A 23,474-nucleotide genomic window follows, 5' to 3' on the forward strand; every position below is an offset into this window, starting at 1 on the left:
CCCGCTCATTTGCCCATAAACCCCCTATCTGCTAGTGTCGCGCCGGTTTAACGTCAACCGGAAATCGCCGCCATGGCCCGCAAAAAAGCTGCACTGGATTTCGAACAGTCCCTCGCCGACCTGCAAACACTGGTCGAGCGTCTGGAGAACGGTGAATTGTCGCTGGAAGACTCGCTGACCGCTTTCGAGCAGGGCATCGGTCTGACCCGTGATTGCCAGGCAGCGCTGGCGCAAGCCGAGCAGAAGGTGCAAGTGCTGCTGGAGCGCGATGGCGAACTCGCCGAGGAACCCTTCGACGCGGAACAGCCAGAATGATTGCGGCGTACACGGCGACCAGCCAGACCCGGGTTAACGCAGCGCTGGAAACCCTGTTCAATGCGCCGTTGCCGGAGCTGGCGCGGCTTTACGAAGCCATGCGCTACAGCGTGATGAACGGCGGCAAACGCGTGCGCCCGCTGCTGGCCTACGCCGCGTGCGAAGCGCTCGGTGGCAAGGCTGAGCAAGCCAACGGCGCGGCTTGCGCGGTCGAGCTGATCCACGCTTATTCGCTGGTTCACGATGATTTGCCGGCGATGGACGACGACGATCTGCGTCGCGGCCAGCCCACCACGCACAAGAAATTCGACGAAGCCTGCGCGATTCTCGCCGGTGACGGTTTGCAGAGCCTGGCCTTCAGTGCCCTGCTTGACCCGCGCTTGAGCGATTGCAGCAGCGACATTCGCTTGCAAATGGTCACCGCGCTGGCTAACGCCGCCGGCCCGGCAGGCATGGTCGGCGGTCAAGCCATCGACCTTGGTTCGGTCGGTTTGAAACTCGATCAGCAAGCCCTCGAACAGATGCACCGGCACAAGACCGGCGCGCTGATCGAAGTCAGCGTCAAACTCGGCGCTCTGGCCAGCGGCCGTGCCGAGCAGGATGAACTCAAGGCCCTGCAGTCGTATGCACAGGCCATCGGCCTGGCCTTTCAGGTGCAGGACGACATCCTCGACGTCGAAAGCGATACCGAAACCCTCGGCAAACGCCAGGGCGCCGACATCGCTCGTGACAAACCAACTTACCCGGCGCTGCTCGGCCTCGACGCCGCCAAAGCCTACGCGCTGGAACTGCGTGATCAGGCCCTGCACGCCCTGCGACCGTTTGACGCGGCAGCCGAGCCTTTGCGCGAGCTGGCCCGGTATATCGTCGAGCGCCGCAGCTGACGGCGAATCCGCCAAAAAAAACCAACGCGTGGGCAGGGGGCGATGCATCAGGTAAACTGCCGCATCTTCTATACCTATAACGATTCGCCTGATGCCCACGACGTTTCATGAGATTCCCCGCAAGCGCCCGACCACGCCCCTGCTCGACCGCGCGAATACGCCGGACGGCCTGCGCCGGTTAGGCGAAGCCGAGCTGGAAACCCTGGCCGATGAGTTGCGCCTGGAACTGCTCTACACGGTCGGTCAGACCGGTGGGCATTTCGGTGCCGGCCTGGGCGTGATCGAGCTGACCATCGCGTTGCATTACGTCTTCGACACACCGGACGACCGTCTGCTGTGGGACGTCGGTCATCAGGCCTATCCGCACAAGATCCTCACCGGTCGCCGCGAGCGCATGGGCAGCCTGCGTCAGAAGGACGGCATTGCCGCGTTCCCGCGTCGCGCCGAGAGCGAGTACGACACTTTTGGCGTCGGCCACTCCAGCACCTCGATCAGCGCAGCGCTGGGCATGGCCATTGCCGCCCGCCTGCAGGACAGTGATCGCAAGGCGATTGCGGTGATCGGCGACGGTGCGTTGACCGCCGGCATGGCCTTCGAGGCGCTGAACCATGCGCCGGAAGTGAACGCCAACATGCTGGTGATCCTCAACGACAATGACATGTCGATCTCGCGCAATGTCGGCGGTCTGTCGAATTATCTGGCGAAGATCCTTTCCAGCCGCACTTACGCGAGCATGCGTGAAGGCAGCAAGAAAGTCCTGTCGCGCCTGCCCGGCGCCTGGGAAATCGCCCGTCGTACCGAAGAATACGCCAAAGGCATGCTGGTTCCCGGCACCCTGTTCGAAGAGCTGGGCTGGAACTACATCGGCCCAATCGACGGCCACGACCTGCCAACGCTGATCGCCACGCTGCGCAACATGCGCGATCTGAAAGGCCCGCAGTTCCTGCACATCGTCACCAAGAAAGGCAAAGGCTTCGCCCCGGCGGAAGTCGACCCGATCGGTTACCACGCCATCACCAAACTCGAACCACTGGACGCTCCGGCCGCCGCGCCGAAGCAGGCCAGCGGGCCAAAGTATTCAGCAGTGTTTGGCGAGTGGCTGTGCGACATGGCCGCCGCCGATCCACGTCTGGTCGGGATCACCCCGGCGATGAAGGAAGGCTCGGATCTGGTGGCGTTCAGCGAACGCTTCCCGCTGCGCTACTTCGACGTGGCAATTGCCGAGCAACACGCGGTGACATTCGCTGCCGGCATGGCCTGCGAAGGCGCGAAACCGGTGGTGGCGATCTACTCGACGTTCCTGCAGCGTGGTTACGATCAACTGGTGCATGACGTTGCGGTGCAAAACCTCGACGTGCTGTTCGCCATCGACCGTGCCGGTCTGGTCGGCGAAGACGGTCCGACCCACGCTGGCAGTTTCGATCTGTCGTACCTGCGTTGCATCCCGGGCATGGTCATCATGACTCCGAGCGATGAAAACGAGCTGCGCAAGATGCTCACCACCGGCCACCTGTACAACGGCCCGGCGGCAGTGCGTTATCCACGCGGCAGCGGCCCGAATGCCGCCATCGAGAAAGATCTCGAGCCGATCGAAATCGGCAAGGGCATCGTCCGCCGTCAGGGCAGCAAAGTGGCTTTGCTGGTGTTCGGTGTGCAACTGGCCGAGGCGCTGAAAGTCGCCGAGAAGCTGGATGCCACGGTGGTCGACATGCGTTTCGTCAAGCCACTGGATGAAGCGCTGGTACGCGAGATTGCCGGCAGCCACGAGTTGCTGGTGACCATCGAAGAGAACGCAATCATGGGCGGCGCCGGCGGCGCGGTCAGCGAGTTCCTGGCACGGGAGAACATCCTCAAGTCGATGTTGCATCTGGGCTTGCCGGATGTTTACGTCGAGCACGCGAAACCGGCGCAGATGCTGGCCGAATGCGGGCTGGATGAGGCCGGGATCGAAGCGTCGATTCGTGAGCGTCTGACCCTGCTCGACAAGTAAACGCAATACCCCTGTGGGAGCGAGCCTGCTCGCGAAGGCGGACTGTCAGTCAAATCATTGCTGACTGATACACCGCATTCGCGAGCAGGCTCGCTCCCACATTTGTTTTGTGTATATCAACAATGACAACGGACGCCCGATGAACCTCTCGCGCCTCGCCCTGCCCTTCTTTCTGCTGCCATCGGCCAACGCCCTCGCCGACACATTCGAGCGTGATCAGGCACTGAAACTGCCGGATATGCTGATCTCCGCCAACCGTCAGATCGAAGCGCGCAACGACAGCAGCGCCGCCAACACGGTATTCACTCGCGAAGACATCGATCGTCTGCAACCGAGCGACGTGCCGGACTTGCTGCGGCGCGTGCCGGGCGTGCAAGTGGCGCAGACCGGCGGGCGCGGCAGTCTGCCGGGGATCTACATTCGCGGCACGCAATCGGCGCAAAGTCTGGTTTTGGTCGATGGCCAGCGCATCGGCAACTCCACCTCGGGCGACAGCAATCTGCAGCACCTGAACATCGCACAAATCGAGCGCGTGGAAGTGCTGCGCGGTTCGCGTTCGGTGATTTACGGCAGCGATGCGATTGGCGGGGTGATTCAGATCTTCACCCGCCGTGGCAGCGAACAGGGTTTGCAGCCGCGGATGCACGTCGGTTTTGGCAGCAACCAGACCTGGGAACGCAGCCTTGGGCTATCCGGGGGCGACGATAAAACCCGCTTCAATCTTGGTGCGAGCCTGGATGAAACCGCCGGGATCGACCGTACCCATGAGTCGTACCCAAGCGACAGCGATCACGATGCTTACCGCAATAAGTCCGTCAGCCTGAGCCTCAGCCATGCGCTGACCGATGACATCGAAATTGGTGCCAATCTGCTGGATAACCGAGGCAAGAGCGAGTTCGACAACCCCTTCGGCCGCTTCGACACGACCACGTTCGATTCGGTGCAGCAGCAGCCCTACAGCGATTTCAACGTCAGCAGCGTCAGCAGTTACGTCGACGCGCGGGTCAACGAAACCTGGAAAACCCGCGTCGAGTTCGGCCACACCGAAAACCGCGAGAAGACCTTCGACAAACTCAGCGACGAGCGCACGGTGTTCAACACCTACCGCGACTCGGTGAACTGGCAGAACGACCTGACTCTGGACCCGCGCAACAGCCTGATCCTCGGCGGCGACTGGTACGAAGATCGAGTCAACAGCAGCACCGCATTCGATGAGGACAGCCGCTGGAACCGGGCGGCATTTATCCAGCATCGTTATCAGGCCGACAGTTTCTCCACTGAACTCGGTCTGCGTCACGACGACAACCAGCAGTTTGGCAGCCAGAACACCTGGAGTGGCACGTTCACCCTGCCACTGAATCCGGACAACGATCTGCTGCTCAGCTACAGCGAAGGCTTTCGTGCACCGACTTTCAACGACCTGTACTACCCGGATTTCAGCAACCCTGATCTGAAGCCGGAAACCTCGAAAAGCTACGAGCTGCAATGGCGTAGCCAGTTGACCGACAGCAGCCGTCTCGAAGCCTCGATTTACCGAACGGATCTGGAAGACGCAATTATCTTCGGCAGCAATTCACGTCCGGAAAATGTCGCTTCAGCACGAATCAACGGCTTTGAAGCGGCGCTGAAGCAGGAGCTGTTCGACTGGCAGAGCAATCTGGGCGTGGCGATCATCGACCCGCGCGACCGCGATAGCGGACACACCTTGGCCCGGCGTGCGCGGCGCACGTTGAGTTGGGATCTGGATCGACAGTTTGACCAAGTCAGCCTCGGCGCCAGTTGGCAGGCGGTCAGCAGCAGTTATGACGACAAGGACAATACGCAGGCGCTGGGTGGCTATGCGCTGTTCGGCTTGCGCAGCAGTTGGGCGTTGAATCGCGAGATCAAGCTGGATCTGAAGGTCGACAACCTGTTGGACAAGGGTTACAGCCGGGCGAATTACAGCTATGACGGCAGCCAGTACGGTTATCGCGAGGAAGGTCGGGTGTGGATGTTCGGGGTGACCTGGACTCCCGAAATCAACTGAGCCCCCTGTAGGAGCTGCCGAAGGCTGCGATCTTTTGATCTTGATCTTCGGCGTTTCCGACTCAGTCAAACAACAAAGTCAAAAGATCGCAGCCTTCGGCAGCTCCTACAGAATCACCTGTTCGGCGCGATCAACTGGCAGAGCTTGGCGGTGGCGTCGATCATCTGACCGCTGGGGCGTTCAAGGCCTTTATCGGTGACCAACAGTAATTTCCCCTGTTTCACCGCTGCCACTTGCGGCCAGGCCTTCCACGCATTCAACTGCGCCTGATCCCCCGCCAGAATCACCTCCGGATCACGCTGCAACACCGCCTCGATACTCACCTGTGGCGCCGGCAGACTCAGATCGCCGAAAGCATTGCGCGCGCCGCACACCTCAAGCGCATCACTGATGATCTGCCCGCCACCGACGGTGTACAGCGGCTTGTCCCACACCTGATAAAACACCCGCAACGGCACGTCCCGGCGATAGCGCTGGCGCAGCTCTGCGAGTTGTTTGCGCAACTCCGAAGCCCGTTTCACCCCACGCTCCGGTCGCCCCAATTGCGCGGCAATGGCTTCGATCTGCGCGGCGAGTTGTTCGAGGGAATGCGGTTCGGCAACGAAGGTCGGGATGCCCAGACGCTTGAGCTGATCACGCTGCGCCGGGCCGACGCTGCCGGGCCAGAGCAACAGCAAATCAGGCTTTAAGCTCAGCAACTGTTCCATGTCGAGTTGCCCATAGCGCCCAACCGACGGCACGCTGGCAATCTCGGTCGGACGCTCACCGGCATCCAGCACACCGACCAACAGATCAGCCGAATCAAGCTCGACAACAATTTCAGAAAGCGACGGTGCGAGGCTGACCACCCGCAGGCCGGCCAGAACCGGAGCCGAGACGGCCAGCAGCAGAAGCGCCAGCCAGAGACGGCGCATCAGCCGAGCTGACGCGGGATACGGTAGAGATAGAACAGCACTGCCGTGGACAGCGCCAGCAGCATCAGCGGTACTGCTTCGAGACCGACGAACACCGCCAGTGCGCCGATCCACGCCGGCAAGGCTGCCGCCAGAAAAGCCGCCCGACGACGCGCAGCGAGGGCAATCCACGCGGCCGGTTCATCCGGGGTATCGAGGGCTTTTTGCGTGGCGATCAGCGCATGTTTGTAACGGCCGAAAAACTTCAGGCTGACAAACATCGATGCCACACCGGCGATAAAGAACGGCATCGCCAGTACTGGCAGAATTCCTTTGCCCTGACCAAACAGTGCGTTGAGCACGAACAGCGGCACCAGCGCCAGCGCCAGGTATTTCCACCAATCGACCGACAATCGGCGCCGCACCTGACCACGGGTCACGCGCGATCAACCTCGCCCTGGTGCTCGTTGCCCATCATGTGGTCGAGCTTGCTGGCCTTGGTCGCCAGGTACAGTTTGTTGTGCGGGTTGTGGCCAGTGTGCAACGGCACGCGCTCCGCCACGGTGATGCCCATGTCGGTCAAGGCTTTGACCTTGCGCGGGTTGTTGGTCATCAGGCGCAGGGATTTCACGCCCAGATGCTCAAGCATCGGCAGGCACATGGCGTAGTCGCGCTGGTCGGCGGCAAAGCCCAGACGCTCGTTGGCTTCAACGGTGTCGGCGCCGCCGTCCTGCAATTCATAAGCGCGAATCTTGTTCAGCAGACCGATGCCACGACCTTCCTGGCGCAGGTACAGCAACACGCCACGGCCCTCGCGAGCGATCGCCTTGAGCGCGCCTTCGAGTTGCGAGCCGCAGTCACAACGCTGGCTGAACAAGGCATCGCCCGTCAGGCATTCGGAGTGCAACCGGCCGAGTACCGGGGCACCGTCGGCAATTTCACCCAGGCTCAGCACGACGTGCTCGCGGCCGGTGGCTTCATCGAGAAAACCGTGCATGGTGAATTGCGCAAAAGGTGTTGGCAGCTTGGAAGCGGCGACAAAGACGACAGGCACCGGTGTGCTCCTGATCTAAAGAGTCTGAAAATTCGCAGGCGGGCATTGTAACAGCAGGTTCCTGCAGACGCTTAGGCTGAATTATCGGGGATAACGATCAAAAAGTTTGATAACAACCCGGTCGACATGGATCCTTGTAGGAGCTGTCGAGTGAAACGAGGCTGCGATCTTTTGATCCGGCTTTTAGGATCAAGATCAAAAGATCGCAGCGTGCCGCAGCTCCTACAGGGGATTCGTCGCGCCGGTAGTGAACGGATACGGCTGCTGCCACTTCTCGAAGATCGGCTTCAACTCGCCGCTCTTCACCAACTGCTCCATACGCTGGTCATACAGAGCCATCAGCGCTCGCGCCTGCGGAGTGTCGGCAAAGCCGAGAAACAGCGGCAGCTCGGCCAGGTGTGAATAGCGATACTGTGCTGGATCGGCTGCGGTTTTCACCACGGCTTCAATCTCGGTCAACGCATCAATGTAGTAATCCGCCCGCCCCTGCTTGAGCATCGACAGAATGCCGGTACGACGTTCGATCTGGTTGTAACGCTTGATGTTCGGCAGGTAGTTTTCGTAACGATAGCCACGCACCCAGGCCAGGCGATACTTGCCCAGCGTCGCCTGAGTCGGCGATGGGTTGCTCGCCAGACCCAGTGCGTAAATGTGGTCGGAATCAAAATTCCAGCGCGGATACAGGACTTGCTCGGCTTCGTCGCGATAGGAGCCGACCAGCGCATCGACTTCCTTCAACTGCACCAGACCGATCGAACGGGTGTACGGCACCGTGCGAATGTCCAGCTTCACGCCGGCCGGTTCGAACACCTTGCGCAACACGTCCCAACCGAGGCCATGGCCGTCGGCGGCGGTGTAGTCTTCCCAGTCTTCGCTGGCCAGATGGATGACCGCAGGCGTCGGCACAGCTTCCTGCGCACTGGCCACCGTGCCCAGCAAAGCAAAAAACATCACCGCCAACCAGCGTCGAGCCATCCCTAGTCTCCTCACTTACCCCTGACATCCCTTGGAATCAGGCGAAAACCCACACCAGCCCCTGCATCGCCAGCCAGGCAAATACGCCGGCCAGCACGTCGTCGAGCATGATGCCGACGCCGCCATGCACATGCCGGTCGATCCAGCGAATTGGCCATGGTTTGAGAATGTCGAAGAAACGGAACACCAGAAAACCCGCGAGCAACCAGTACCAGCCTTCCGGCACCAGCCAGAGGGTGATCCACATCCCGACCATTTCGTCCCAGACGATGCCTTCGTGGTCGTGTACCCGCAGATCGTCGGCGACCTTGCCGCACAGCCAGAAGCCGAACAGCATGGTGATCCCGAGCATCAACCAGTAACCCCAATCGGGCAACATCTGCCACAACGGAATAAAGGGTAGCGCAACTAACGAGCCCCACGTGCCCGGCGCTTTCGGCAAGGTGCCGGAGCCAAAGCCGAACGCGAGGAAATGCCAGGGATTGCGCCAGACCGACGGCGGAACGAATTCGGCCGGAACCTGTTTCGGGTGATCTGTCACGGTGTCTCCTGAAAATGTTGATAGCCCCGGATTTGCGGGGTGATGTCGTGCCCTTCGCGATCCAGCAGAATCACGCCCTGACCTTCTGACACACGACCGATCACATGGATCGGCCAGCCATTGGCCAACAACGCAGGCAACTCGACGGACGGCAGGGTGAAGGCCAGCACGTAATCATCGCCGCCGCTCAGCGCGGCACGCTCGGCGCCGCGCTGACCGAGAAACGCCACTAATGCATCCGACAGCGGTACGCGCTCGCGTTCAATCTCAAGCCGCACCTGTGATGCCAGCGCGATATGACCGCAATCGGCGAGCAGGCCATCGGAGATATCCAGCGCCGACGTGGCTTTGCCGCGCAGGGCCTGACCGAGGGCGAGTTGCGGCTGCGGCGACCAGTAATGATCGAGCAGCGGTTGGGCGATAGGCGCTTCGGCGTCACGCTGCCCCAGCACCAGCGGCAGTGCGCCAGCGGCATTGCCCAGCTCACCGCCGACACATAGCAAGTCACCCGGCTGCGCACCGCTACGGGTCAACGCCAGGCCCGCAGGCACGCGACCAAACACGGTCACCGTCAGGCTCAACGGCCCGCGCGTGGTATCGCCGCCCACCAACGCAACGCCGCAGTTCTGCGCCATGCGGTTCAAACCGTGGGCATAGGCTTGCAACCAATCGGCAGTCACCGTCGGCACAGTCAGGGCAAGGGTAAAGGCAACGGGCGTGGCGCCCATGGCGGCCAGATCGCTGACCGCGACGGCCAGCGAGCGCTGACCGAGCAGAAACGGATCGCAGGGGTCGGCGAAATGCACACCGGCCACCAGCGTATCGGTGGAAATCGCCAACTGTTCCCCGGGGGGAACAGCGAGCAAGGCGCAGTCATCGCCGATCCCCAGAGCAACGCCTTCGCCGCCCTGCGCACAAGGCGCGGCGGCGAAGAAATTGCGGATCAGCTCGAATTCGCCCATTGAGGTTTCAAGCGCGTTTCAGCGCTTGAACGCCTTCACTTCAGCTTCACGCAGGCGCGGCGCCAGCTTGTCGAGCACGCCGTTGACGAACTTGTGACCGTCGGTCGAACCGTAGACTTTCGCCAGCTCGATACCTTCGTTGATCACAACGCGGTACGGCACGTCAACGCGCTTGAGCAGTTCCCAGGTCGACAGGCGCAGTACGCACAGTTCAACCGGGTCGAGCTCTTCGATGGTCAGGTCCAGGCACGGCGCCAGCGCAGTGTCGATCTCGGTCAGACTGGCCGGAACACCGTGCAGGATGTCGTGGAAGTAGCTGGCATCGGCGAAGGTGAAATCGTTATCGACGCGGAACTGCGCTTCGATTTCGTTCAGCGAAGTACTGGCCATGTGGCGCTGGTACAACGCTTGAGTCGCCAACTGACGGGCAGCGCGGCGCTTTTCACTTTTCGAAGGCTTGCCGGCGTCGGTTGGACGCGGCTCGCGCGGGTTGAAACGATCGCTTTCGTCGCTAATCACTTGGCCTCCAACTGCGCCAGCAGGCTGACCATTTCCAGAGCGGACAGGGCAGCTTCGGCACCTTTGTTACCGGCCTTGGTGCCGGAACGTTCGATGGCTTGCTCGATGGAATCAACGGTCAGGACGCCGAAAGCGACCGGCACGCCGAACTCCATGGACACCTGGGCCAGACCCTTGGTGCACTCGCCTGCCACGTATTCGAAGTGCGGAGTACCGCCACGAATGACCGCGCCGAGGGCGATGATGGCTGCGAATTCACCTTTCTGGGCGACTTTCTGCGCTACCAGCGGGATTTCGAAGGCGCCAGGTGCGCGGATGATGGTGATGTCGCTTTCGCTCACGCCGTGGCGAACCAGGGCATCAACTGCACCGCTGACCAGGCTTTCAACCACGAAGCTGTTGAAACGGCCCACTACCAAAGCGTAGCGGCCTTTAGGGGCGATGAAGGTACCTTCGATGGTCTTCAGGGTCATTCGTCAGTTCTCTTAAAGAGCCGGGACGCGTCTGCTACGCGTCCCTCAGTGATTTATTTGCCGCGAATCGGAGTCCGGAAACAACCGGTCATTATTCGGAGGGCACGTATTCTACAACTTCCAGATCGAAACCGGATATCGCATTAAATTTCATTGGCGCAGACATCAAGCGCATTTTGCGTACACCGAGGTCTCGCAGGATCTGCGAACCGGCACCGACGATGCTGTAGGTGGTCGGTTTTTTCGGTGCCGGCTGATCACCGGTTTCACGGATATGCGCCAGCAACACGTCGCCATCGAGCGGGTGACCGAGCAACAACACTACACCGCTGCCCGCCTCGGCAACCGCCGCCATGGCGGCGCGCAGGCTCCAGCGGCCCGGCTGCTTGACCATCAGCAAGTCACGCAGCGGGTCCATGTTGTGCACGCGAACCAGCGTTGGCTCTTCGGCGCAAACAGTGCCCAGGGTCAGCGCCATGTGCACGTCGCCTTCCACGGAATCACGATAGGTCACCAGGTTGAATTGGCCCAGTTCGCTGTCCAGCGGCTGCTCGGCAATCCGCTGAACGGTACGTTCGTGGATCATCCGGTAGTGAATCAGGTCGGCAATGGTGCCGATCTTGATGTTGTGCTCAGCCGCGAAAGCTTCCAGTTCGGCGCGACGGGACATGGTGCCGTCGTCGTTCATCACTTCGCAGATCACTCCGCTCGGCTCGAAACCGGCCATGCGTGCGAGGTCGCAAGCGGCTTCGGTGTGGCCCGCGCGCGCGAGGGTGCCGCCGGCCTGCGCCATCAGCGGGAAGATGTGGCCCGGGCTGACGATGTCTTCAGCCTTGGCGTCTTTGGCCGCCGCCGCTTGCACGGTGCGCGCACGGTCAGCGGCGGAGATGCCGGTGGTCACGCCTTCGGCCGCTTCGATCGAAACGGTGAATTTGGTGCCGAAACCGGAACCATTGCGCGGCGCCATCAGCGGCAGCTTCAACAGTTCGCAGCGCTCGCGGCTCATCGGCATGCAGATCAGGCCACGGGCGTGCTTGGCCATGAAGTTGATGTGTTCGGCCTGGCAGCACTCGGCGGCCATGATCAGGTCGCCTTCGTTCTCGCGGTCTTCGTCATCCATGAGGATGACCATCTTGCCTTGGCGGATGTCTTCAACCAGTTCTTCGATGCTATTGAGCGCCACAAGGCACCCCCCTTCTTTCGAATTTAGAGCTTCAGGATTTGAGGTAGCCGTTTTGGGCCAGAAAGCTTTCAGTGATCGTGCCGCCGGATGTCGACTCTGCGGCCTTGTCGCCCAAAAGCAGACGCTCCAGATAACGTGCCAGCAAATCGACTTCCAGGTTCACCCGGCGACCTGGCGTGTACGACGCCATGATGGTTTCGCTCAGGGTGTGCGGAATGATCGTCAGCATGAATTCGGCGCCATCGACGGCGTTCACGGTCAGGCTGGTGCCGTCGACAGTGATCGAGCCTTTGTGGGCGATGTACTTGGCCAGGTCTTTCGGCGCGCGGATGCGAAATTCCACGGCGCGGGCATTGTCACTGCGCGAGACGATTTCGCCGACGCCGTCGACGTGACCGCTGACCAGGTGCCCGCCGAGACGGGTGGTCGGGGTCAGGGCTTTTTCCAGATTGACCGGGCTGCCGCTTTTCAGGTCATTCATGGCGGTGCAGTCGAGGGTTTCACGGCTGACGTCGGCGGCAAAGCCGTCGCCTGGCAGTTCAACGGCAGTCAGGCAGACGCCGTTGACCGCGATGCTGTCGCCGAGTTTGACGTCGCTCAGGTCGAGCTTGCCGGTGGCGACGTGGACCCGCACATCACCGCCCTTTGGGGTCAATGCGCGGATACTGCCGATGGATTCGATGATGCCGGTAAACATGGGGTTCTCCTTGAGAACTGAGCCAGCGCTAACGCGATGGCCGGGAATTATACGCTCGCCGAAAGGACAGGGTTGGCAGTGACTCGCCAGTCATCGCCCACCGCGCGAATTTCAGTGATTTTCAGCTCCGGCGCATCCTTCATATGGGCCAGCGGCCAGTCCAGCAATGGACGCGCCGTGGAACCGAGAAACTTGCCGGCGATGAAGATCACGAACTCATCGACCAGACCCAGCTGAGCAAAGGCGCCGGCCAGACGTGGGCCCGCCTCGACCAGCACTTCGTTGACGCCGCGACCGGCCAGTTCGATCAGCAATTGATGCAAATCGACCTGCCCGTCCTCACCCGGCACGATCAGGCACTCGGGACCGTGAGCGTATTGCTCTTCGATCGCGACACAGGTGGCGACCAACGCCGGGCCGGCCTTGAAGAACGGCGCATCCAGCGGCACCCGTAGGCGGCCGTCGATCAATACGCGTAGCGGCGGACGGCTCATGGCCAATGCGGTTTGTTCGGCATCCAGACCCAATTCATCGGCCCGCACAGTCAAACGCGCGCCATCGGCCAGTACCGTGTCGGCACCGGTCAGCACCACGGCGGCCTCAGCGCGCAGACGCTGTACGGCTGAACGTGCGGCCGGGCCGGTGATCCATTGGCTCTCGCCGTTTTCCATCGCTGTACGACCGTCGAGGCTCATGGCCAACTTGACCCGCACGAACGGCAAGCCGTGTTCCATGCGTTTCAGAAAACCTTGATTGAGCTTGCGCGCTTCAGCTTCCAGTACACCGCTTTCAGTGGCGATACCGGCATCGGCCAGGCGCTGCAATCCACGTCCGGCAACCTGCGGATTAGGGTCACGCATCGCTGCGACCACGCGGCCTACGCCAGCATTCACCAGCGCATCGGCGCACGGCGGCGTGCGGCCATGGTGGCTGCACGGTTCGAGGGTCACATAAGCGGTCGCGCCTCGGGCTAGCTCACCGGCGGCGCGCAACGCATGGACTTCAGCGTGCGGTTCGCCGGCACGTTCATGCCAGCCTTCGCCGACAATCTGCCCGTCGCGCACCACCACACAACCCACCCGAGGATTGGGATGGGTGGTGTAGTGACCTTTGCGCGCCAGTTCCAGCGCACGCGCCATGAAGTGGGCGTCGAGGATGGCCTGCTCGGCGGCGGCGGTCATTCTTTCACCGGTTCGCGGGCGAGGCGGTCGATTTCTTCGCGGAATTCGTTGAGGTCCTGGAAGCGCTTGTACACCGAAGCGAAACGGATGTAGGCGACTTCATCAAGCTTTTGCAGCTCGGCCATGACCAGTTCGCCGACCACGAGGGATTTGACCTCGCGCTCGCCGGTGGCGCGCAGCTTGTGCTTGATGTGAACCAGAGAGGATTCGAGGCGCTCGACGCTCACCGGACGTTTCTCCAGGGCGCGTTGCATGCCGGCACGGAGTTTTTCTTCGTCGAACGGTTGGCGGCTGCCGTCGGTTTTGATCAGGCGCGGCAACACCAGTTCGGCCGTCTCGAACGTCGTGAAACGTTCGCCGCAGGCCAGGCATTCACGCCGGCGGCGCACCTGTTCGCCCTCGGCGACCAGACGCGAGTCGATGACCTTGGTGTCGTTGGCACCGCAGAAGGGACAGTGCATGGTGGCTGGCAACAAAAAAAGGGAGGGCCATGGTAGCGCATCCCGGTGGCAAGACAAGCCATAGGCTTTGCGGTATACAGAACGGCATGATCGTTTGATCCATGGATTTCATTTTGCCGGAGCATCCAATGCCGTTACGTCCGCTCGTTTTGCTCAGTCTTTTCAGCCTGCTGGTGGCCTGTGGCAGCGATGCACCCAAGCCTCAGCCGCCGACGCCAGGCCCCGCGCCGCAACAGGCGCAGAAAAAAGCCAAAGAGGCCGCCGAACTTGGCCCGCTGCCCGCCTATCAACGCGAATTGAGTGGCACCCTTCAGGGCGTGCCGGCCGGTGCCGAAGTCGAGCTGGCGTTGCTGGTGATCGATGCAAAGGATCGCCCGCAACAATTGCTCGCCAGTTCCAGCCTGATCGGCAACAACCAGGTTCTACCGTTCCGCCTGCGTTTCAACCCGGACGCCTTCCCGGCCGGTGCGCGGGTTGAGTTGCGCGGTCGCGCCAGCCAGTCCGGCCAGTTGATCCTGCATCTGCCATCGCAAACCATCACCCAGCCGACCACTCAGGCGCTGGGCCAACTGCAATTTGTCAAAGCACCATGACGGCACCGCTCGACCTGCAACAGGCGTTAGGTGAACTGCTCGGCGACGCCAGACTCAAGGTCTGTGCGTTGCCGGACACCGAATTGCAGCTGTGGCTGATCGATGGCGACAACATGGATCGCCAATTCAGTCAGGACGAAATCCAGCGAATTCTGCACGAGCCACCCTATTGGGGTTTCTGCTGGGCCAGCGGTCTGGCGGTGGCGCGTTATCTGGCGGAGTTCCCCGAGTGGGTGCGCGGCAAGCGTGTGCTGGATTTCGGCGCGGGTTCCGGGATTGCCGGGATCGCGGCGGTTAAGGCCGGGGCGCTGGAGGTGGTAGCCTGCGATCTCGATCCGCTGGCTATTTCCGCGTGCCGGGCGAATGCCGCGCTGAATAATGTCGAGATGAGTTATTCGACGGATTTCTTTGCCGAGGCCGACCGGTTCGATCTGATTCTGGTGGCTGACGTGTTGTACGACCGGGCGAATCTGCCGTTACTCGATGCGTTTTTAAGCCGTGGGCGAGAGGCGTTGGTGGCGGATTCTCGGGTTCGGGATTTTCGGCATCCGTTGTATGAGCGCATTGAAATGCTTGAGGCGATGACGTTGCCGGATCTGGCGGAGCCTGAGGAATTTCGGCATGTCAGCCTGTACCACGCGCGGCGTGATTGAAATCGTTAAAAGATCGCAGCCTTCGGCAGCTCCTACAGTGATCGGTTTTGTCGTCCATATTGCGGGCGGACACTGAACCTGTAGGAGCTGCCGAAGGCTGCGATCTTTTGCGCCACCGCTTATAGTGCGTTCATTAACGCTTTGACGAGATCCCCCATGAGTGAGCAAACGCCGTACATCTTCGACGCCACGACGGCCGATTTCGACCAGTCGGTGATCGAGGCTTCTTTCAACAAACCGGTGCTGGTGGATTTCTGGGCCGAGTGGTGTGCGCCGTGCAAGGCGTTGATGCCGATGTTGCAGGGCATCGCCGAGAGCTATCAGGGCGAGTTGCTGCTGGCCAAGGTCAACTGCGACATCGAGCAGGACATCGTCGCCCGTTTCGGCATTCGCAGCCTGCCGACCGTAGTGCTGTTCAAGGACGGTCAACCGGTCGACGGTTTTGCCGGTGCACAACCGGAATCCGCCGTGCGCGCCCTGCTTGAGCCACATGTGCAGATGCCACCACCGGCCGCAGCCGATCCGTTCGAGCAGGCTCAGGCGTTGTTCGATGACGGTCGTTACGCCGATGCCGAAGCGGCGCTGGTGGTCATGCTCAATGAAGACAACACCAATGCCAAGGCGCTGATTCTCTATGCCCGTTGCCTGACTGAGCGCGGCGAACTGGGCGAAGCGCAGGCCGTGCTGGATGCGGTCAAGAGTGATGAGCACAAAGCCGCACTGGCCGGCGCCAAGGCGCAGATCAAATTCCTTGGCCTGGCGCGTGATCTGCCGGATGCCGCCGACCTGAAAGCGCGGCTGGCGAAAGATCCACAGGACGATGAAGCGGTGTATCAACTGGCGATCCAGCAACTGGCGCGTCAGCAGTACGAAGCGGCGCTGGATGCACTACTGAAGCTGTTCATCCGCAACCGCAACTATGGCGAAGGTCTGCCGCACAAAACCTTGCTGCAGGTGTTCGAGTTGCTGGGCAATGATCATCCGCTGGTGACGGTGTACCGCCGCAAGATGTTTGCTGCGCTTTATTAAGATCAAAAGATCGCAGCCTGCGGCAGCTCCTACATTGGGATCGTGTACACCCTTGCAGGAGCTGCCGCAGGCTGCGATCTTTTGCGGTTCACTCGATCCAGCTGTAGAGCGGCGTACCCCCGCCGCTCACCACTTTCACGTCCGAACTGTGGCGCAGGCGTACCAGCAAGCGCTTGCCCGCCGCCGCGCTGCCCGTCAGTCCTTCAAGCTGATCAAGCAGATCCGGCCCGCTGAGTTGCCCGGCCTTGCGCAACAGATCCTTGGCCACCTGCCACAACGCGTCGTCCTGATTCAGCGGTTTCGCCGCTGGCGCCGACGCGGCGACCTCAGGTTGGGTGATCGGTGCCTGCGCATTCAGCGCCGAACCGAGCCTGGCCCAGTCGTTGTCATCCAGTTCCACCATCAAGTCCACCGGCACGTCGCCGACGGTTCCGCGTATCCGCAACATTGAGTTCGCTCCCGCACATTTATGACCTGCATGCTCCCACGGGACTTGTGCAACGCCAAGCGCACGGGCAAACTCTGCGGACTTTCGTTATAAGATTACATAACAAACTCTTCACTTTACTTCCCGGAGACCATCATGCGTCGTCTGCTGCTCGCTTTGCCGTTTGCCCTGTTGCCGCTGGCCATCGCCCATGCGGCTGATGAGCATGACCACGATCACGATCATGAACACGGCAGCCTTGGCGCGCATGAACATGGTGTTGGTCGACTGAACGCCGCGCTCGATGGGCAGACCCTGGAGCTTGAGCTGGAAAGCCCGGCAATGAACCTCGTCGGTTTCGAACACGCCGCCACCACGGATGCCGACAAGGCCAAAGTCGCTGCCGCCCGTGCGCAGCTGGAAAAGCCGCTGGCCCTGTTCAGCCTGCCGTCTGCTGCCGGCTGCAAAGTGATCAGTCAGGAACTGGAGAGCCCGCTGTTCGGTGACAAGCCGGATGCCGACGACCATGACGACGATGAAGCGGACAAGGACGGCCACGAGCATCACCACGACCACAGCGAAATCCATGCGCATTACCAATTCAGCTGTACCACACCAGGTGCGTTGAAGACCCTGGATCTGGCGAACGTCTTCAAGACCTTCCCGGCCACGCAGAAAATTCAGGTACAACTGATCAGCACGAACGGCCAGCAAGGTACCGAAGTGACGGCCAAGGCTGCCGCGCTGAAATTCTGATCACTCCGTAAATCTCCTGTAGGAGCTGTCGAGTGAAACGAGGCTGCGATCTTTTGATTGTAAAAGCCAAGATCAAAAGATCGCAGCCTTCGGCAGCTCCTACAGGGGTTCTGTCTACAACTTTGAAACTGGTGCCATGACCCAAGCACTCATCGAACTGTCCGACCTGGGCTTCAACTGGCCCGGCCACCCGCCGTTGCTGGACATCCCGGCGTTTCGTCTGGAAGCCGGCGAAACCCTTTTCCTCAAAGGCCCCAGCGGCAGCGGCAAGACCACCCTGCTCGGCCTGCTCGGCGGCGTGCAGAAGCCCGGTCGCGGCAGCATTCGCCTGCTCGGCCAGGAACTCACCGAACTCTCCGCCGGCGCCCGCGACACCTTCCGCGTCGATCACACCGGCTACATCTTCCAGCAGTTCAACCTGCTGCCGTTTCTCTCGGTACGCGAGAATGTCGAGTTGCCGTGTCACTTCTCGAAACTGCGCGCGCAACGGGCGAAACAGCGCCACGGCAGCGTCGACCAAGCCGCTGCCACCCTCCTCGCCCACTTGGGCCTGAAGGATGAAAGCCTACTCAGCCGTCGCGCTGACTCGCTGTCCATCGGCCAACAACAACGCGTCGCCGCTGCCCGCGCCTTGATCGGTCAGCCTGAGCTGGTTATCGCCGACGAACCGACCTCGGCCCTTGACTACGACGCCCGGGAAAACTTCATTCGCCTATTGTTCGCCGAATGCCGCGAAGCCGGTTCCAGCCTGTTGTTCGTCAGCCACGACCAGAGCCTGGCGCCGCTGTTCGCCCGTCATCTGTCCCTGGCCGAACTCAATCGCGCCGCCACGTCGGCCGAGGTCTGAGATGTATCTGTTTCGTCTGGCCATGGCCGCCTGGCCAACCGCCGCTTCACCGCTTTGCTCACGGCATTCGCCATCGCTCTGTCGGTCTGCCTGCTGCTCGCCGTAGAACGGGTGCGCACCGAGGCCAAAGCCAGTTTCGCCAGCACCATCAGCGGCACCGACCTGATCGTCGGCGCTCGCTCCGGTTCGGTAAACCTGTTGCTGTACTCGGTGTTCCGCATCGGCAACGCCACCAACAACATCCGCTGGGACAGCTTCGAACACTTTGCCAACAACCCGAAAGTGAAGTGGGCGATCCCGATGTCCCTCGGCGATTCCCATCGCGGCTACCGGGTGATGGGCACCACCGAAGCCTATTTCGAGCATTACCAGTACGGTCGCCAGCAACATCTGGCACTCGCCGACGGTCGCGCGTTTGCCACCGATCCGTTTGAAGTGGTGCTCGGCGCGGAAGTGGCCGATGCGCTGCATTACAAACTCGGCGACAAACTGGTGCTGGCCCACGGCGTGGCGGCGATCAGTCTGGTCAAGCACGATGACAAACCGTTCACCGTGGTCGGCATCCTCAAGCGCACCGGCACCCCGGTCGACCGCACACTGCACATCAGTCTCGGTGGCATGGAGGCGATTCACATCGACTGGCACAACGGCGTGCCGGCCCGAGGCAACGGGCGGATCAGCGCAGATCAGGCGCGCAACATGGACCTGACGCCGCAAGCGATCACCGCGTTCATGCTCGGCCTCAACAGCAAGATTTCCACGTTTGCACTGCAACGCGAAATCAATGAATTCCGTGGCGAACCGATGCTGGCGATCCTGCCGGGGGTGGCGTTGCAGGAGTTGTGGAGCCTGATGAGCACCGCTGAAAAAGCGTTGTTCGTGGTGTCGTTGTTCGTCGTGCTGACCGGATTGATCGGCATGCTCACGGCGATTCTCACCAGCCTCAACGAACGTCGCCGCGAGATGGCGATTCTGCGCTCGGTCGGAGCGCGGCCGTGGCACATCGCGAGCCTGCTGGTGCTGGAGGCGTTCGCGCTGGCACTGACCGGCGTCATCGCAGGTCTGGCGTTGCTGTACATCGGCATCGCCGCCGCGCAGGGTTACGTGCAGGCCAATTACGGTTTGTATCTGCCGCTGGCGTGGCCGAGCGAGTATGAATGGACGCTGCTCGGTGGCATTCTGGCGGCCGCGCTGCTGATGGGCAGCGTGCCGGCCTGGCGCGCTTATCGCCAATCCTTGGCCGATGGCCTGTCGATCCGTTTATGAGGATGTTCACCATGCCCCGCGCTGCACTTGCGCTGCTGTTGCTGGTCGCCCTGCCCGTGTGGGCAGCGGCGCCGAAAGACCTGACGTGGTCGGAAATGATTCCGCCGGACGCCGCGCCGGAAGTACCGAACATGACGCCGCTGCACGACCTGTCGAAGATGGGCGATGCGTTGTCTGCCGAGTCCGCGCCAGCGGCGAAGCAGGATCTGCCGAATGCGCCGGTGGTGCAGTCACTCGACGGGCAGACCATTCGTTTGCCGGGCTACATCGTGCCACTGGAAGTCAACGAAGAAGGACGCACCACGGACTTTTTGCTGGTGCCGTATTTCGGCGCCTGCATCCACGTGCCGCCACCACCGTCGAACCAGATCGTGCATGTCAAAAGCGAGTTGGGCGTGAAGCTTGATGAGCTGTATCAGCCGTACTGGGTCGAAGGGCCGTTGCAGGTCAAGGCGTCGAGCAGCGAACTGGCGGATGCCGGGTATCAGATGGATGCGGACAAGATTTATGTGTATGAGCTGCCGGAGTGAATCCGGCGGTTTTGTGTTGATTGATCCATCGTCTTCGCGAGCAGGCTCGCTCCCACAGGTGATCACATTCCAGGGTGGGAGCGAGCTTGCTCGCGATGGGGTCGGCAAAGGTTCCACAGAAACCCGCCCCCTTCACTGTTTCATTGAGCTGCGTCAAAAGACCGTATCAGTTGGCTTCGTACCATAGGACATCAGAAATTTTAAACGTCCTTTGGAGCCCCCATGAACAAGTCCTTGCTCAGTGCTTCGCTGTTTGCCCTCGCGCTCGCAGCCCCGCTCGCCCACGCCCACGAGGCCGGTGACATCCTCATCCGCGCCGGTGCAATCACCGTCAACCCGAAGGCTGACAGCTCCAGCGTCAAGGTCGATCAGGGTCCGTTGAGTGGCACCAATCTCGGCGGCAAGGCGACCATGAGCAGCGATACCCAACTGGGTCTGAACTTCGCCTACATGCTCACCGATCACGTCGGCCTCGAATTGCTTGCGGCCACGCCGTTCGAGCATGACGTCAAGCTCAAGGGCACTGCCCTCCCAGCCGCGAACGGCAAGCTCGGCACACTGAAGCACTTGCCGCCGACCCTCAGCGTCGTCTACTACCCGCTGGATTCGAAGTCGGCCTTCCAGCCTTACGTTGGCGGCGGTATCAACTACACCTGGATCTATGACGAGCACGTCGGCAGCGAAGCGCAGACTGCAGGCTTCAGCAACTTCAAGGCGAAAAACTCCTGGGGTCTGGCCTGGCAGGTCGGTGCGGATTACATGCTGACCGACAACATCATGCTCAACGCCCAAGTGCGCTACATCGACATCGATACCCGCGCCACTGTGGAAAACAACGCCGTCGCTCCGGGCACCCGCGCAAGGGTGAACGTCGATGTCGATCCGTTCATCTACATGGTCGGTCTGGGCTATAAGTTCTAAGCTGATTTTTACCGAACGTTCACGTGGTGGTGAATGAGGCTTGGTGGTGAGCAGGCTTAGAACTGACGGCGACCGTACGCAGTTGATCGGGGGATAACATCCCCTCGCCACAGGAATGGCGACAAATTCCGGCCGTGAAAAAGGCGCCTGTCAAAGGGCGCCTTTTTCATGTCTGCTGGAAACCTGTGGCGTGAGTTGGATCTCCCCCTCACCCCAGCCCTCTCCCTCAGGGAGAGGGGGAAAGGGAGCCGATTTGTGTGCTTTTCAAATCCGAGTTCGACTCGATACCTCAGTTCGGTGTATCTCATCCGAACGCCTCGGTGAGCACCCTCTCCCTATGACAGAGGGAAAAGGGAGCCGATTTGTTGTGTCTTCAAAACCTGAGTTCGACTCGGTATTTCACGTCGGCGTAACTCGAAAGTACACCTCGATCAGTCCCCTCTCCCTCAGGGAGAGGGTTAGGGTGAGGGGGCTTTTCAGTAGCGACCGAGCAACCGCGCCAAACCCACACTCATCGGCGTCTGCTCTGGCAGCTTGAAGCGCTCCAGCAAGCGAGCGTTGTCCGCCCGCGAGTGACGGATATCGCCGGAACGCGCCGGCCCATAACTGATGGGCGGCAATTCACCGACCACCGCTTGCAGGGCTTCGAGCATCTGCTTGAGGCTCATCGACTGATTCCAGCCGACGTTCACCGCACCGACGTCCACTTCAGGCTTTTCAATCGCCTGTACCAGCACATCGACCAGATCCTCGACGTAGAGGAAATCCCGCGTCTGCTCGCCGTCACCAAACACGGTGATCGGCAGGCCTTTTTGTGCGCGCTCGCTGAAAATACTGATCACTCCGGAGTACGGCGAGGACGGATCCTGACGTGGGCCGAAGATGTTGAAGAAACGGAAGATCGCCGGTTCCAGACCATGCTGGCGACGATAGAAATCGAAGTAGTGCTCACCGGCCAGTTTGTCCGAGGCATACGGCGTCAGCGGCGCTTTCGGCGTGTCTTCGTCGATCGACTGGCCTTCACCGTTGTTGCCATACACCGCCGCGCTGGAGGCGTACAGCACGCGTTTGACCCCGGTCTGGCGCATCGCTTCGCAGACATTCAGCGTGCCGATGAAATTGCTCTGGTGGGTTTTTACCGGATCATCCACCGAGGCCTGTACCGAGGCCACGGCGGCCAAGTGCGCCACAGCGCTGCAACCCTGCATCGCTTGCGCAACCAGTGCGGCGTCGGCGACATCGCCAACAATCAGCTCGACCTTGGGATTGTCCAGCGGCAGGTTGGCGCGTTTGCCAGTCGACAGGTCATCGAGAATGCGCACCGAATGGCCCTTGGCAAGCAAGGCGTCGGTCAGGTGCGAGCCGATGAAACCGGCGCCGCCGGTGATTAAAACAGGGCCTTCAGCCATGGCGATAAAACCTATCCAGTAAAGCCGGGAGCGCAGCACGCCAGGCGCGCGGCTTGATCCCGAAAGTGTGCAGAATTTTCTTGCAGGCCAGCACTGCGTGTTGCGGCTCTTCGGCTGCGTCCGGGCGCGCGGCGTGAGCCTGTGCGGTCGGCGCTTCGATGGCCAGGGCGTGCAGGCTGCGCGCTTCGGTCAGAATCGCCTGGCCCAGCGCCAGCGGGGTGGTCGCTTCGTGGCCGGCGTAGTGATAAGTGCCCCACAGCGGCGCGGCGCAATCGAGTTGCTTGAGCACCGAAATGATTACCCGCGCAGCGTCGTCGACCGGGGTCGGATTACCGCGGCGGTCATCGGCCAGGAGCAATTCTTCCGGATGCTCGGCGCGGGCGAGGAAACGCCCGAGGGTGCCGTCGGCGCTGTCATCGAGCAGCCAGCCGAAACGCAGCAACACGTGCTGCGGGCACGTCGCGCGAACGCTCTGTTCGATACGCCACAAGGCCTGACCGCGCAGACCGAGCGGCACCGGTTCGTCTTTTTCGCTGTAAGCAGTCGCACGCGAGCCGTCGAACACCCGATAGCTGGAGGGCTGCACGAGGACAATGTTGTGGTGCTGGCACAGTTCGGCCAGACGTTCGATTGCACGTTCCTGTCCGGCCATACGGCTTTCGCTGACGGTTTCCGCCTGGAACCAGTCGAAATAGTAGGCGAGGTTGATCAACGCATCGGGACGGGTGTCGTCGAGCAATTGGGTCAGGCTCGCGGCATCCCAGCCGTTTTCGGGCGGGCGGGGGGCGAGGAAACCGATGTCTTCCTCTGCACCGAGGCGAATCAGCGCCTGCCCAAGGGCATTTCCGCCGCCCAGTAACATAAGGCGCATTCGCATAGAGTCAGCAGG

26 protein-coding genes and 1 pseudogene are annotated in these 23,474 nt (G+C 61.3%); 12 read left to right on the forward strand and 15 right to left on the reverse strand.

Annotated elements, in window-relative coordinates; all coding sequences use genetic code 11:
• Positions 1-72 precede the first annotated feature (72 nt).
• The 4 genes from AK821_RS23795 (at position 73) to AK821_RS23810 (ending at position 5,215) form a co-directional block, all read left to right on the forward strand.
• Positions 73-315 carry an exodeoxyribonuclease VII small subunit gene (locus AK821_RS23795; RefSeq protein WP_003228627.1) on the forward strand — a complete coding sequence of 81 codons (243 nt, stop codon included), beginning with the start codon at positions 73-75 and terminating at the stop codon, positions 313-315.
• On the forward strand, positions 312-1,199 hold the full coding sequence (gene ispA / locus AK821_RS23800) for a (2E,6E)-farnesyl diphosphate synthase (protein ID WP_064392184.1): 888 nt from the start codon (positions 312-314) through the stop codon (positions 1,197-1,199). Before AK821_RS23795 ends, ispA begins: the two co-directional genes overlap by 4 nt.
• 91 nt (positions 1,200-1,290) lie before the next feature.
• Positions 1,291-3,189, forward strand: coding sequence for a 1-deoxy-D-xylulose-5-phosphate synthase (gene dxs / locus AK821_RS23805; protein ID WP_064392186.1), 1,899 nt, complete (start codon positions 1,291-1,293; stop codon positions 3,187-3,189).
• Positions 3,190-3,328: 139 nt separating this feature from the next.
• A complete protein-coding gene (locus tag AK821_RS23810) occupies positions 3,329-5,215 on the forward strand; it encodes a TonB-dependent receptor domain-containing protein (protein WP_064392188.1) in 1,887 nt (628 codons plus the stop codon).
• Positions 5,216-5,328: 113 nt separating this feature from the next.
• Here AK821_RS23810 and AK821_RS23815 read toward each other — a convergent pair whose 3' ends face one another.
• The 12 genes from AK821_RS23815 to nrdR form a co-directional block, all read right to left on the reverse strand.
• The gene (locus tag AK821_RS23815; RefSeq protein ID WP_064392190.1) at positions 5,329-6,129 is read right to left on the reverse strand and encodes a cobalamin-binding protein; all 801 of its coding nucleotides are present in this window, start codon (positions 6,127-6,129) and stop codon (positions 5,329-5,331) included.
• Positions 6,129-6,548, reverse strand: coding sequence for a hypothetical protein (locus tag AK821_RS23820; protein WP_064392192.1), 420 nt, complete (start codon positions 6,546-6,548; stop codon positions 6,129-6,131). The genes AK821_RS23815 and AK821_RS23820 overlap by 1 nt, the downstream gene beginning before the upstream one ends.
• Positions 6,545-7,162 carry a GTP cyclohydrolase II gene (gene ribA, locus AK821_RS23825; RefSeq protein WP_016984117.1) on the reverse strand — a complete coding sequence of 206 codons (618 nt, stop codon included), beginning with the start codon at positions 7,160-7,162 and terminating at the stop codon, positions 6,545-6,547. Before ribA ends, AK821_RS23820 begins: the two co-directional genes overlap by 4 nt.
• 222 nt (positions 7,163-7,384) lie before the next feature.
• Positions 7,385-8,137: a substrate-binding periplasmic protein gene (locus AK821_RS23830; RefSeq protein ID WP_064392194.1), complete on the reverse strand. Its 753-nt coding sequence runs from the start codon at positions 8,135-8,137 to the stop codon at positions 7,385-7,387.
• Positions 8,138-8,174: 37 nt separating this feature from the next.
• A complete protein-coding gene (locus tag AK821_RS23835; protein WP_011336134.1) occupies positions 8,175-8,678 on the reverse strand; it encodes a phosphatidylglycerophosphatase A family protein in 504 nt (167 codons plus the stop codon).
• Positions 8,675-9,640: a thiamine-phosphate kinase gene (gene thiL / locus AK821_RS23840; RefSeq protein WP_064392196.1), complete on the reverse strand. Its 966-nt coding sequence runs from the start codon at positions 9,638-9,640 to the stop codon at positions 8,675-8,677. The genes AK821_RS23835 and thiL overlap by 4 nt, the downstream gene beginning before the upstream one ends.
• Positions 9,641-9,658: 18 nt before the next feature.
• Positions 9,659-10,159, reverse strand: a complete 501-nt coding sequence (gene nusB / locus AK821_RS23845; protein WP_034153728.1) for a transcription antitermination factor NusB — start codon at positions 10,157-10,159, stop codon at positions 9,659-9,661.
• Positions 10,156-10,632: a 6,7-dimethyl-8-ribityllumazine synthase gene (ribH, locus tag AK821_RS23850; protein ID WP_003228649.1), complete on the reverse strand. Its 477-nt coding sequence runs from the start codon at positions 10,630-10,632 to the stop codon at positions 10,156-10,158. Before ribH ends, nusB begins: the two co-directional genes overlap by 4 nt.
• Positions 10,633-10,723: 91 nt before the next feature.
• On the reverse strand, positions 10,724-11,815 hold the full coding sequence (gene ribBA / locus AK821_RS23855) for a bifunctional 3,4-dihydroxy-2-butanone-4-phosphate synthase/GTP cyclohydrolase II (protein WP_008081846.1): 1,092 nt from the start codon (positions 11,813-11,815) through the stop codon (positions 10,724-10,726).
• 31 nt (positions 11,816-11,846) lie between these two features.
• A complete protein-coding gene (locus AK821_RS23860) occupies positions 11,847-12,512 on the reverse strand; it encodes a riboflavin synthase (protein ID WP_064392199.1) in 666 nt (221 codons plus the stop codon).
• A 47-nt stretch (positions 12,513-12,559) separates the two neighbouring features.
• Positions 12,560-13,693, reverse strand: coding sequence for a bifunctional diaminohydroxyphosphoribosylaminopyrimidine deaminase/5-amino-6-(5-phosphoribosylamino)uracil reductase RibD (gene ribD, locus AK821_RS23865; RefSeq protein ID WP_064392200.1), 1,134 nt, complete (start codon positions 13,691-13,693; stop codon positions 12,560-12,562).
• Complete coding sequence (nrdR, locus tag AK821_RS23870; protein WP_007910946.1) at positions 13,690-14,154, reverse strand: transcriptional regulator NrdR; 465 nt, start codon at positions 14,152-14,154, stop codon at positions 13,690-13,692. The genes ribD and nrdR overlap by 4 nt, the downstream gene beginning before the upstream one ends.
• A 128-nt stretch (positions 14,155-14,282) precedes the next feature.
• Between nrdR and AK821_RS23875 the strand changes: the two genes are divergently transcribed.
• The 3 genes from AK821_RS23875 to trxA all read left to right on the forward strand — a co-directional run bounded on the left by AK821_RS23875 (position 14,283) and on the right by trxA (position 16,429).
• Positions 14,283-14,747: a YbaY family lipoprotein gene (locus AK821_RS23875; protein WP_064392278.1), complete on the forward strand. Its 465-nt coding sequence runs from the start codon at positions 14,283-14,285 to the stop codon at positions 14,745-14,747.
• Positions 14,744-15,400: a class I SAM-dependent methyltransferase gene (locus AK821_RS23880; protein WP_064392202.1), complete on the forward strand. Its 657-nt coding sequence runs from the start codon at positions 14,744-14,746 to the stop codon at positions 15,398-15,400. Before AK821_RS23875 ends, AK821_RS23880 begins: the two co-directional genes overlap by 4 nt.
• A gap of 156 nt (positions 15,401-15,556) precedes the next feature.
• Complete coding sequence (trxA, locus tag AK821_RS23885; RefSeq protein WP_064392205.1) at positions 15,557-16,429, forward strand: thioredoxin; 873 nt, start codon at positions 15,557-15,559, stop codon at positions 16,427-16,429.
• Between the two features lie 88 nt (positions 16,430-16,517).
• On the opposite strand, the gene AK821_RS23890 is transcribed toward trxA, so the two are convergent.
• On the reverse strand, positions 16,518-16,877 hold the full coding sequence (locus tag AK821_RS23890) for a hypothetical protein (protein ID WP_064392206.1): 360 nt from the start codon (positions 16,875-16,877) through the stop codon (positions 16,518-16,520).
• Positions 16,878-17,012: 135 nt separating this feature from the next.
• Here AK821_RS23890 and AK821_RS23895 point away from each other — a divergent pair, with 135 nt between their 5' ends.
• From AK821_RS23895 to AK821_RS23915, 5 genes and pseudogenes are all read left to right on the forward strand, one after another.
• Positions 17,013-17,612, forward strand: coding sequence for a DUF2796 domain-containing protein (locus tag AK821_RS23895; protein ID WP_064392209.1), 600 nt, complete (start codon positions 17,013-17,015; stop codon positions 17,610-17,612).
• A gap of 136 nt (positions 17,613-17,748) precedes the next feature.
• Positions 17,749-18,459 (forward strand): ABC transporter ATP-binding protein, encoded by a 711-nt coding sequence (locus AK821_RS23900; RefSeq protein WP_064392211.1) that lies wholly within the window; start codon positions 17,749-17,751, stop codon positions 18,457-18,459.
• Position 18,460: 1 nt separating this feature from the next.
• Positions 18,461-19,725: pseudogene (locus AK821_RS23905) on the forward strand (ABC transporter permease).
• An 11-nt stretch (positions 19,726-19,736) separates the two neighbouring features.
• Positions 19,737-20,255 carry a DUF3299 domain-containing protein gene (locus AK821_RS23910; RefSeq protein WP_064392280.1) on the forward strand — a complete coding sequence of 173 codons (519 nt, stop codon included), beginning with the start codon at positions 19,737-19,739 and terminating at the stop codon, positions 20,253-20,255.
• A 222-nt stretch (positions 20,256-20,477) separates the two neighbouring features.
• Positions 20,478-21,176: an OmpW/AlkL family protein gene (locus tag AK821_RS23915; RefSeq protein ID WP_064392214.1), complete on the forward strand. Its 699-nt coding sequence runs from the start codon at positions 20,478-20,480 to the stop codon at positions 21,174-21,176.
• Positions 21,177-21,652: 476 nt separating this feature from the next.
• On the opposite strand, the gene AK821_RS23920 is transcribed toward AK821_RS23915, so the two are convergent.
• Together AK821_RS23920 and AK821_RS23925 are read right to left on the reverse strand one after the other, a co-directional pair.
• Positions 21,653-22,585: an NAD-dependent epimerase/dehydratase family protein gene (locus AK821_RS23920; RefSeq protein WP_064392216.1), complete on the reverse strand. Its 933-nt coding sequence runs from the start codon at positions 22,583-22,585 to the stop codon at positions 21,653-21,655.
• A complete protein-coding gene (locus tag AK821_RS23925; RefSeq protein ID WP_064392217.1) occupies positions 22,578-23,462 on the reverse strand; it encodes a sugar nucleotide-binding protein in 885 nt (294 codons plus the stop codon). Before AK821_RS23925 ends, AK821_RS23920 begins: the two co-directional genes overlap by 8 nt.
• Between the last annotated feature and the right edge of the window lie 12 nt (positions 23,463-23,474).

Origin of the sequence: Pseudomonas sp. RIT-PI-r (assembly GCF_001297015.1) — a bacterium.
GTDB lineage: Bacteria > Pseudomonadota > Gammaproteobacteria > Pseudomonadales > Pseudomonadaceae > Aquipseudomonas.

Coding starts and splice junctions, on each gene's coding strand:
- AK821_RS23795 (WP_003228627.1), top strand. CDS start 73: ATGGCCCGCAAAAAAGCTGCACTGGATTTCGAACAGTCCCTCGCCGAC.
- ispA (WP_064392184.1), top strand. CDS start 312: ATGATTGCGGCGTACACGGCGACCAGCCAGACCCGGGTTAACGCAGCG.
- dxs (WP_064392186.1), top strand. CDS start 1,291: ATGCCCACGACGTTTCATGAGATTCCCCGCAAGCGCCCGACCACGCCC.
- AK821_RS23810 (WP_064392188.1), top strand. CDS start 3,329: ATGAACCTCTCGCGCCTCGCCCTGCCCTTCTTTCTGCTGCCATCGGCC.
- AK821_RS23815 (WP_064392190.1), bottom strand. CDS start 6,129: ATGCGCCGTCTCTGGCTGGCGCTTCTGCTGCTGGCCGTCTCGGCTCCG.
- AK821_RS23830 (WP_064392194.1), bottom strand. CDS start 8,137: ATGGCTCGACGCTGGTTGGCGGTGATGTTTTTTGCTTTGCTGGGCACG.
- thiL (WP_064392196.1), bottom strand. CDS start 9,640: ATGGGCGAATTCGAGCTGATCCGCAATTTCTTCGCCGCCGCGCCTTGT.
- ribH (WP_003228649.1), bottom strand. CDS start 10,632: ATGACCCTGAAGACCATCGAAGGTACCTTCATCGCCCCTAAAGGCCGC.
- AK821_RS23860 (WP_064392199.1), bottom strand. CDS start 12,512: ATGTTTACCGGCATCATCGAATCCATCGGCAGTATCCGCGCATTGACC.
- ribD (WP_064392200.1), bottom strand. CDS start 13,693: ATGACCGCCGCCGCCGAGCAGGCCATCCTCGACGCCCACTTCATGGCG.
- nrdR (WP_007910946.1), bottom strand. CDS start 14,154: ATGCACTGTCCCTTCTGCGGTGCCAACGACACCAAGGTCATCGACTCG.
- AK821_RS23875 (WP_064392278.1), top strand. CDS start 14,283: ATGCCGTTACGTCCGCTCGTTTTGCTCAGTCTTTTCAGCCTGCTGGTG.
- AK821_RS23880 (WP_064392202.1), top strand. CDS start 14,744: ATGACGGCACCGCTCGACCTGCAACAGGCGTTAGGTGAACTGCTCGGC.
- trxA (WP_064392205.1), top strand. CDS start 15,557: ATGAGTGAGCAAACGCCGTACATCTTCGACGCCACGACGGCCGATTTC.
- AK821_RS23890 (WP_064392206.1), bottom strand. CDS start 16,877: ATGTTGCGGATACGCGGAACCGTCGGCGACGTGCCGGTGGACTTGATG.
- AK821_RS23895 (WP_064392209.1), top strand. CDS start 17,013: ATGCGTCGTCTGCTGCTCGCTTTGCCGTTTGCCCTGTTGCCGCTGGCC.
- AK821_RS23900 (WP_064392211.1), top strand. CDS start 17,749: ATGACCCAAGCACTCATCGAACTGTCCGACCTGGGCTTCAACTGGCCC.
- AK821_RS23910 (WP_064392280.1), top strand. CDS start 19,737: ATGCCCCGCGCTGCACTTGCGCTGCTGTTGCTGGTCGCCCTGCCCGTG.
- AK821_RS23915 (WP_064392214.1), top strand. CDS start 20,478: ATGAACAAGTCCTTGCTCAGTGCTTCGCTGTTTGCCCTCGCGCTCGCA.
- AK821_RS23920 (WP_064392216.1), bottom strand. CDS start 22,585: ATGGCTGAAGGCCCTGTTTTAATCACCGGCGGCGCCGGTTTCATCGGC.
- AK821_RS23925 (WP_064392217.1), bottom strand. CDS start 23,462: ATGCGAATGCGCCTTATGTTACTGGGCGGCGGAAATGCCCTTGGGCAG.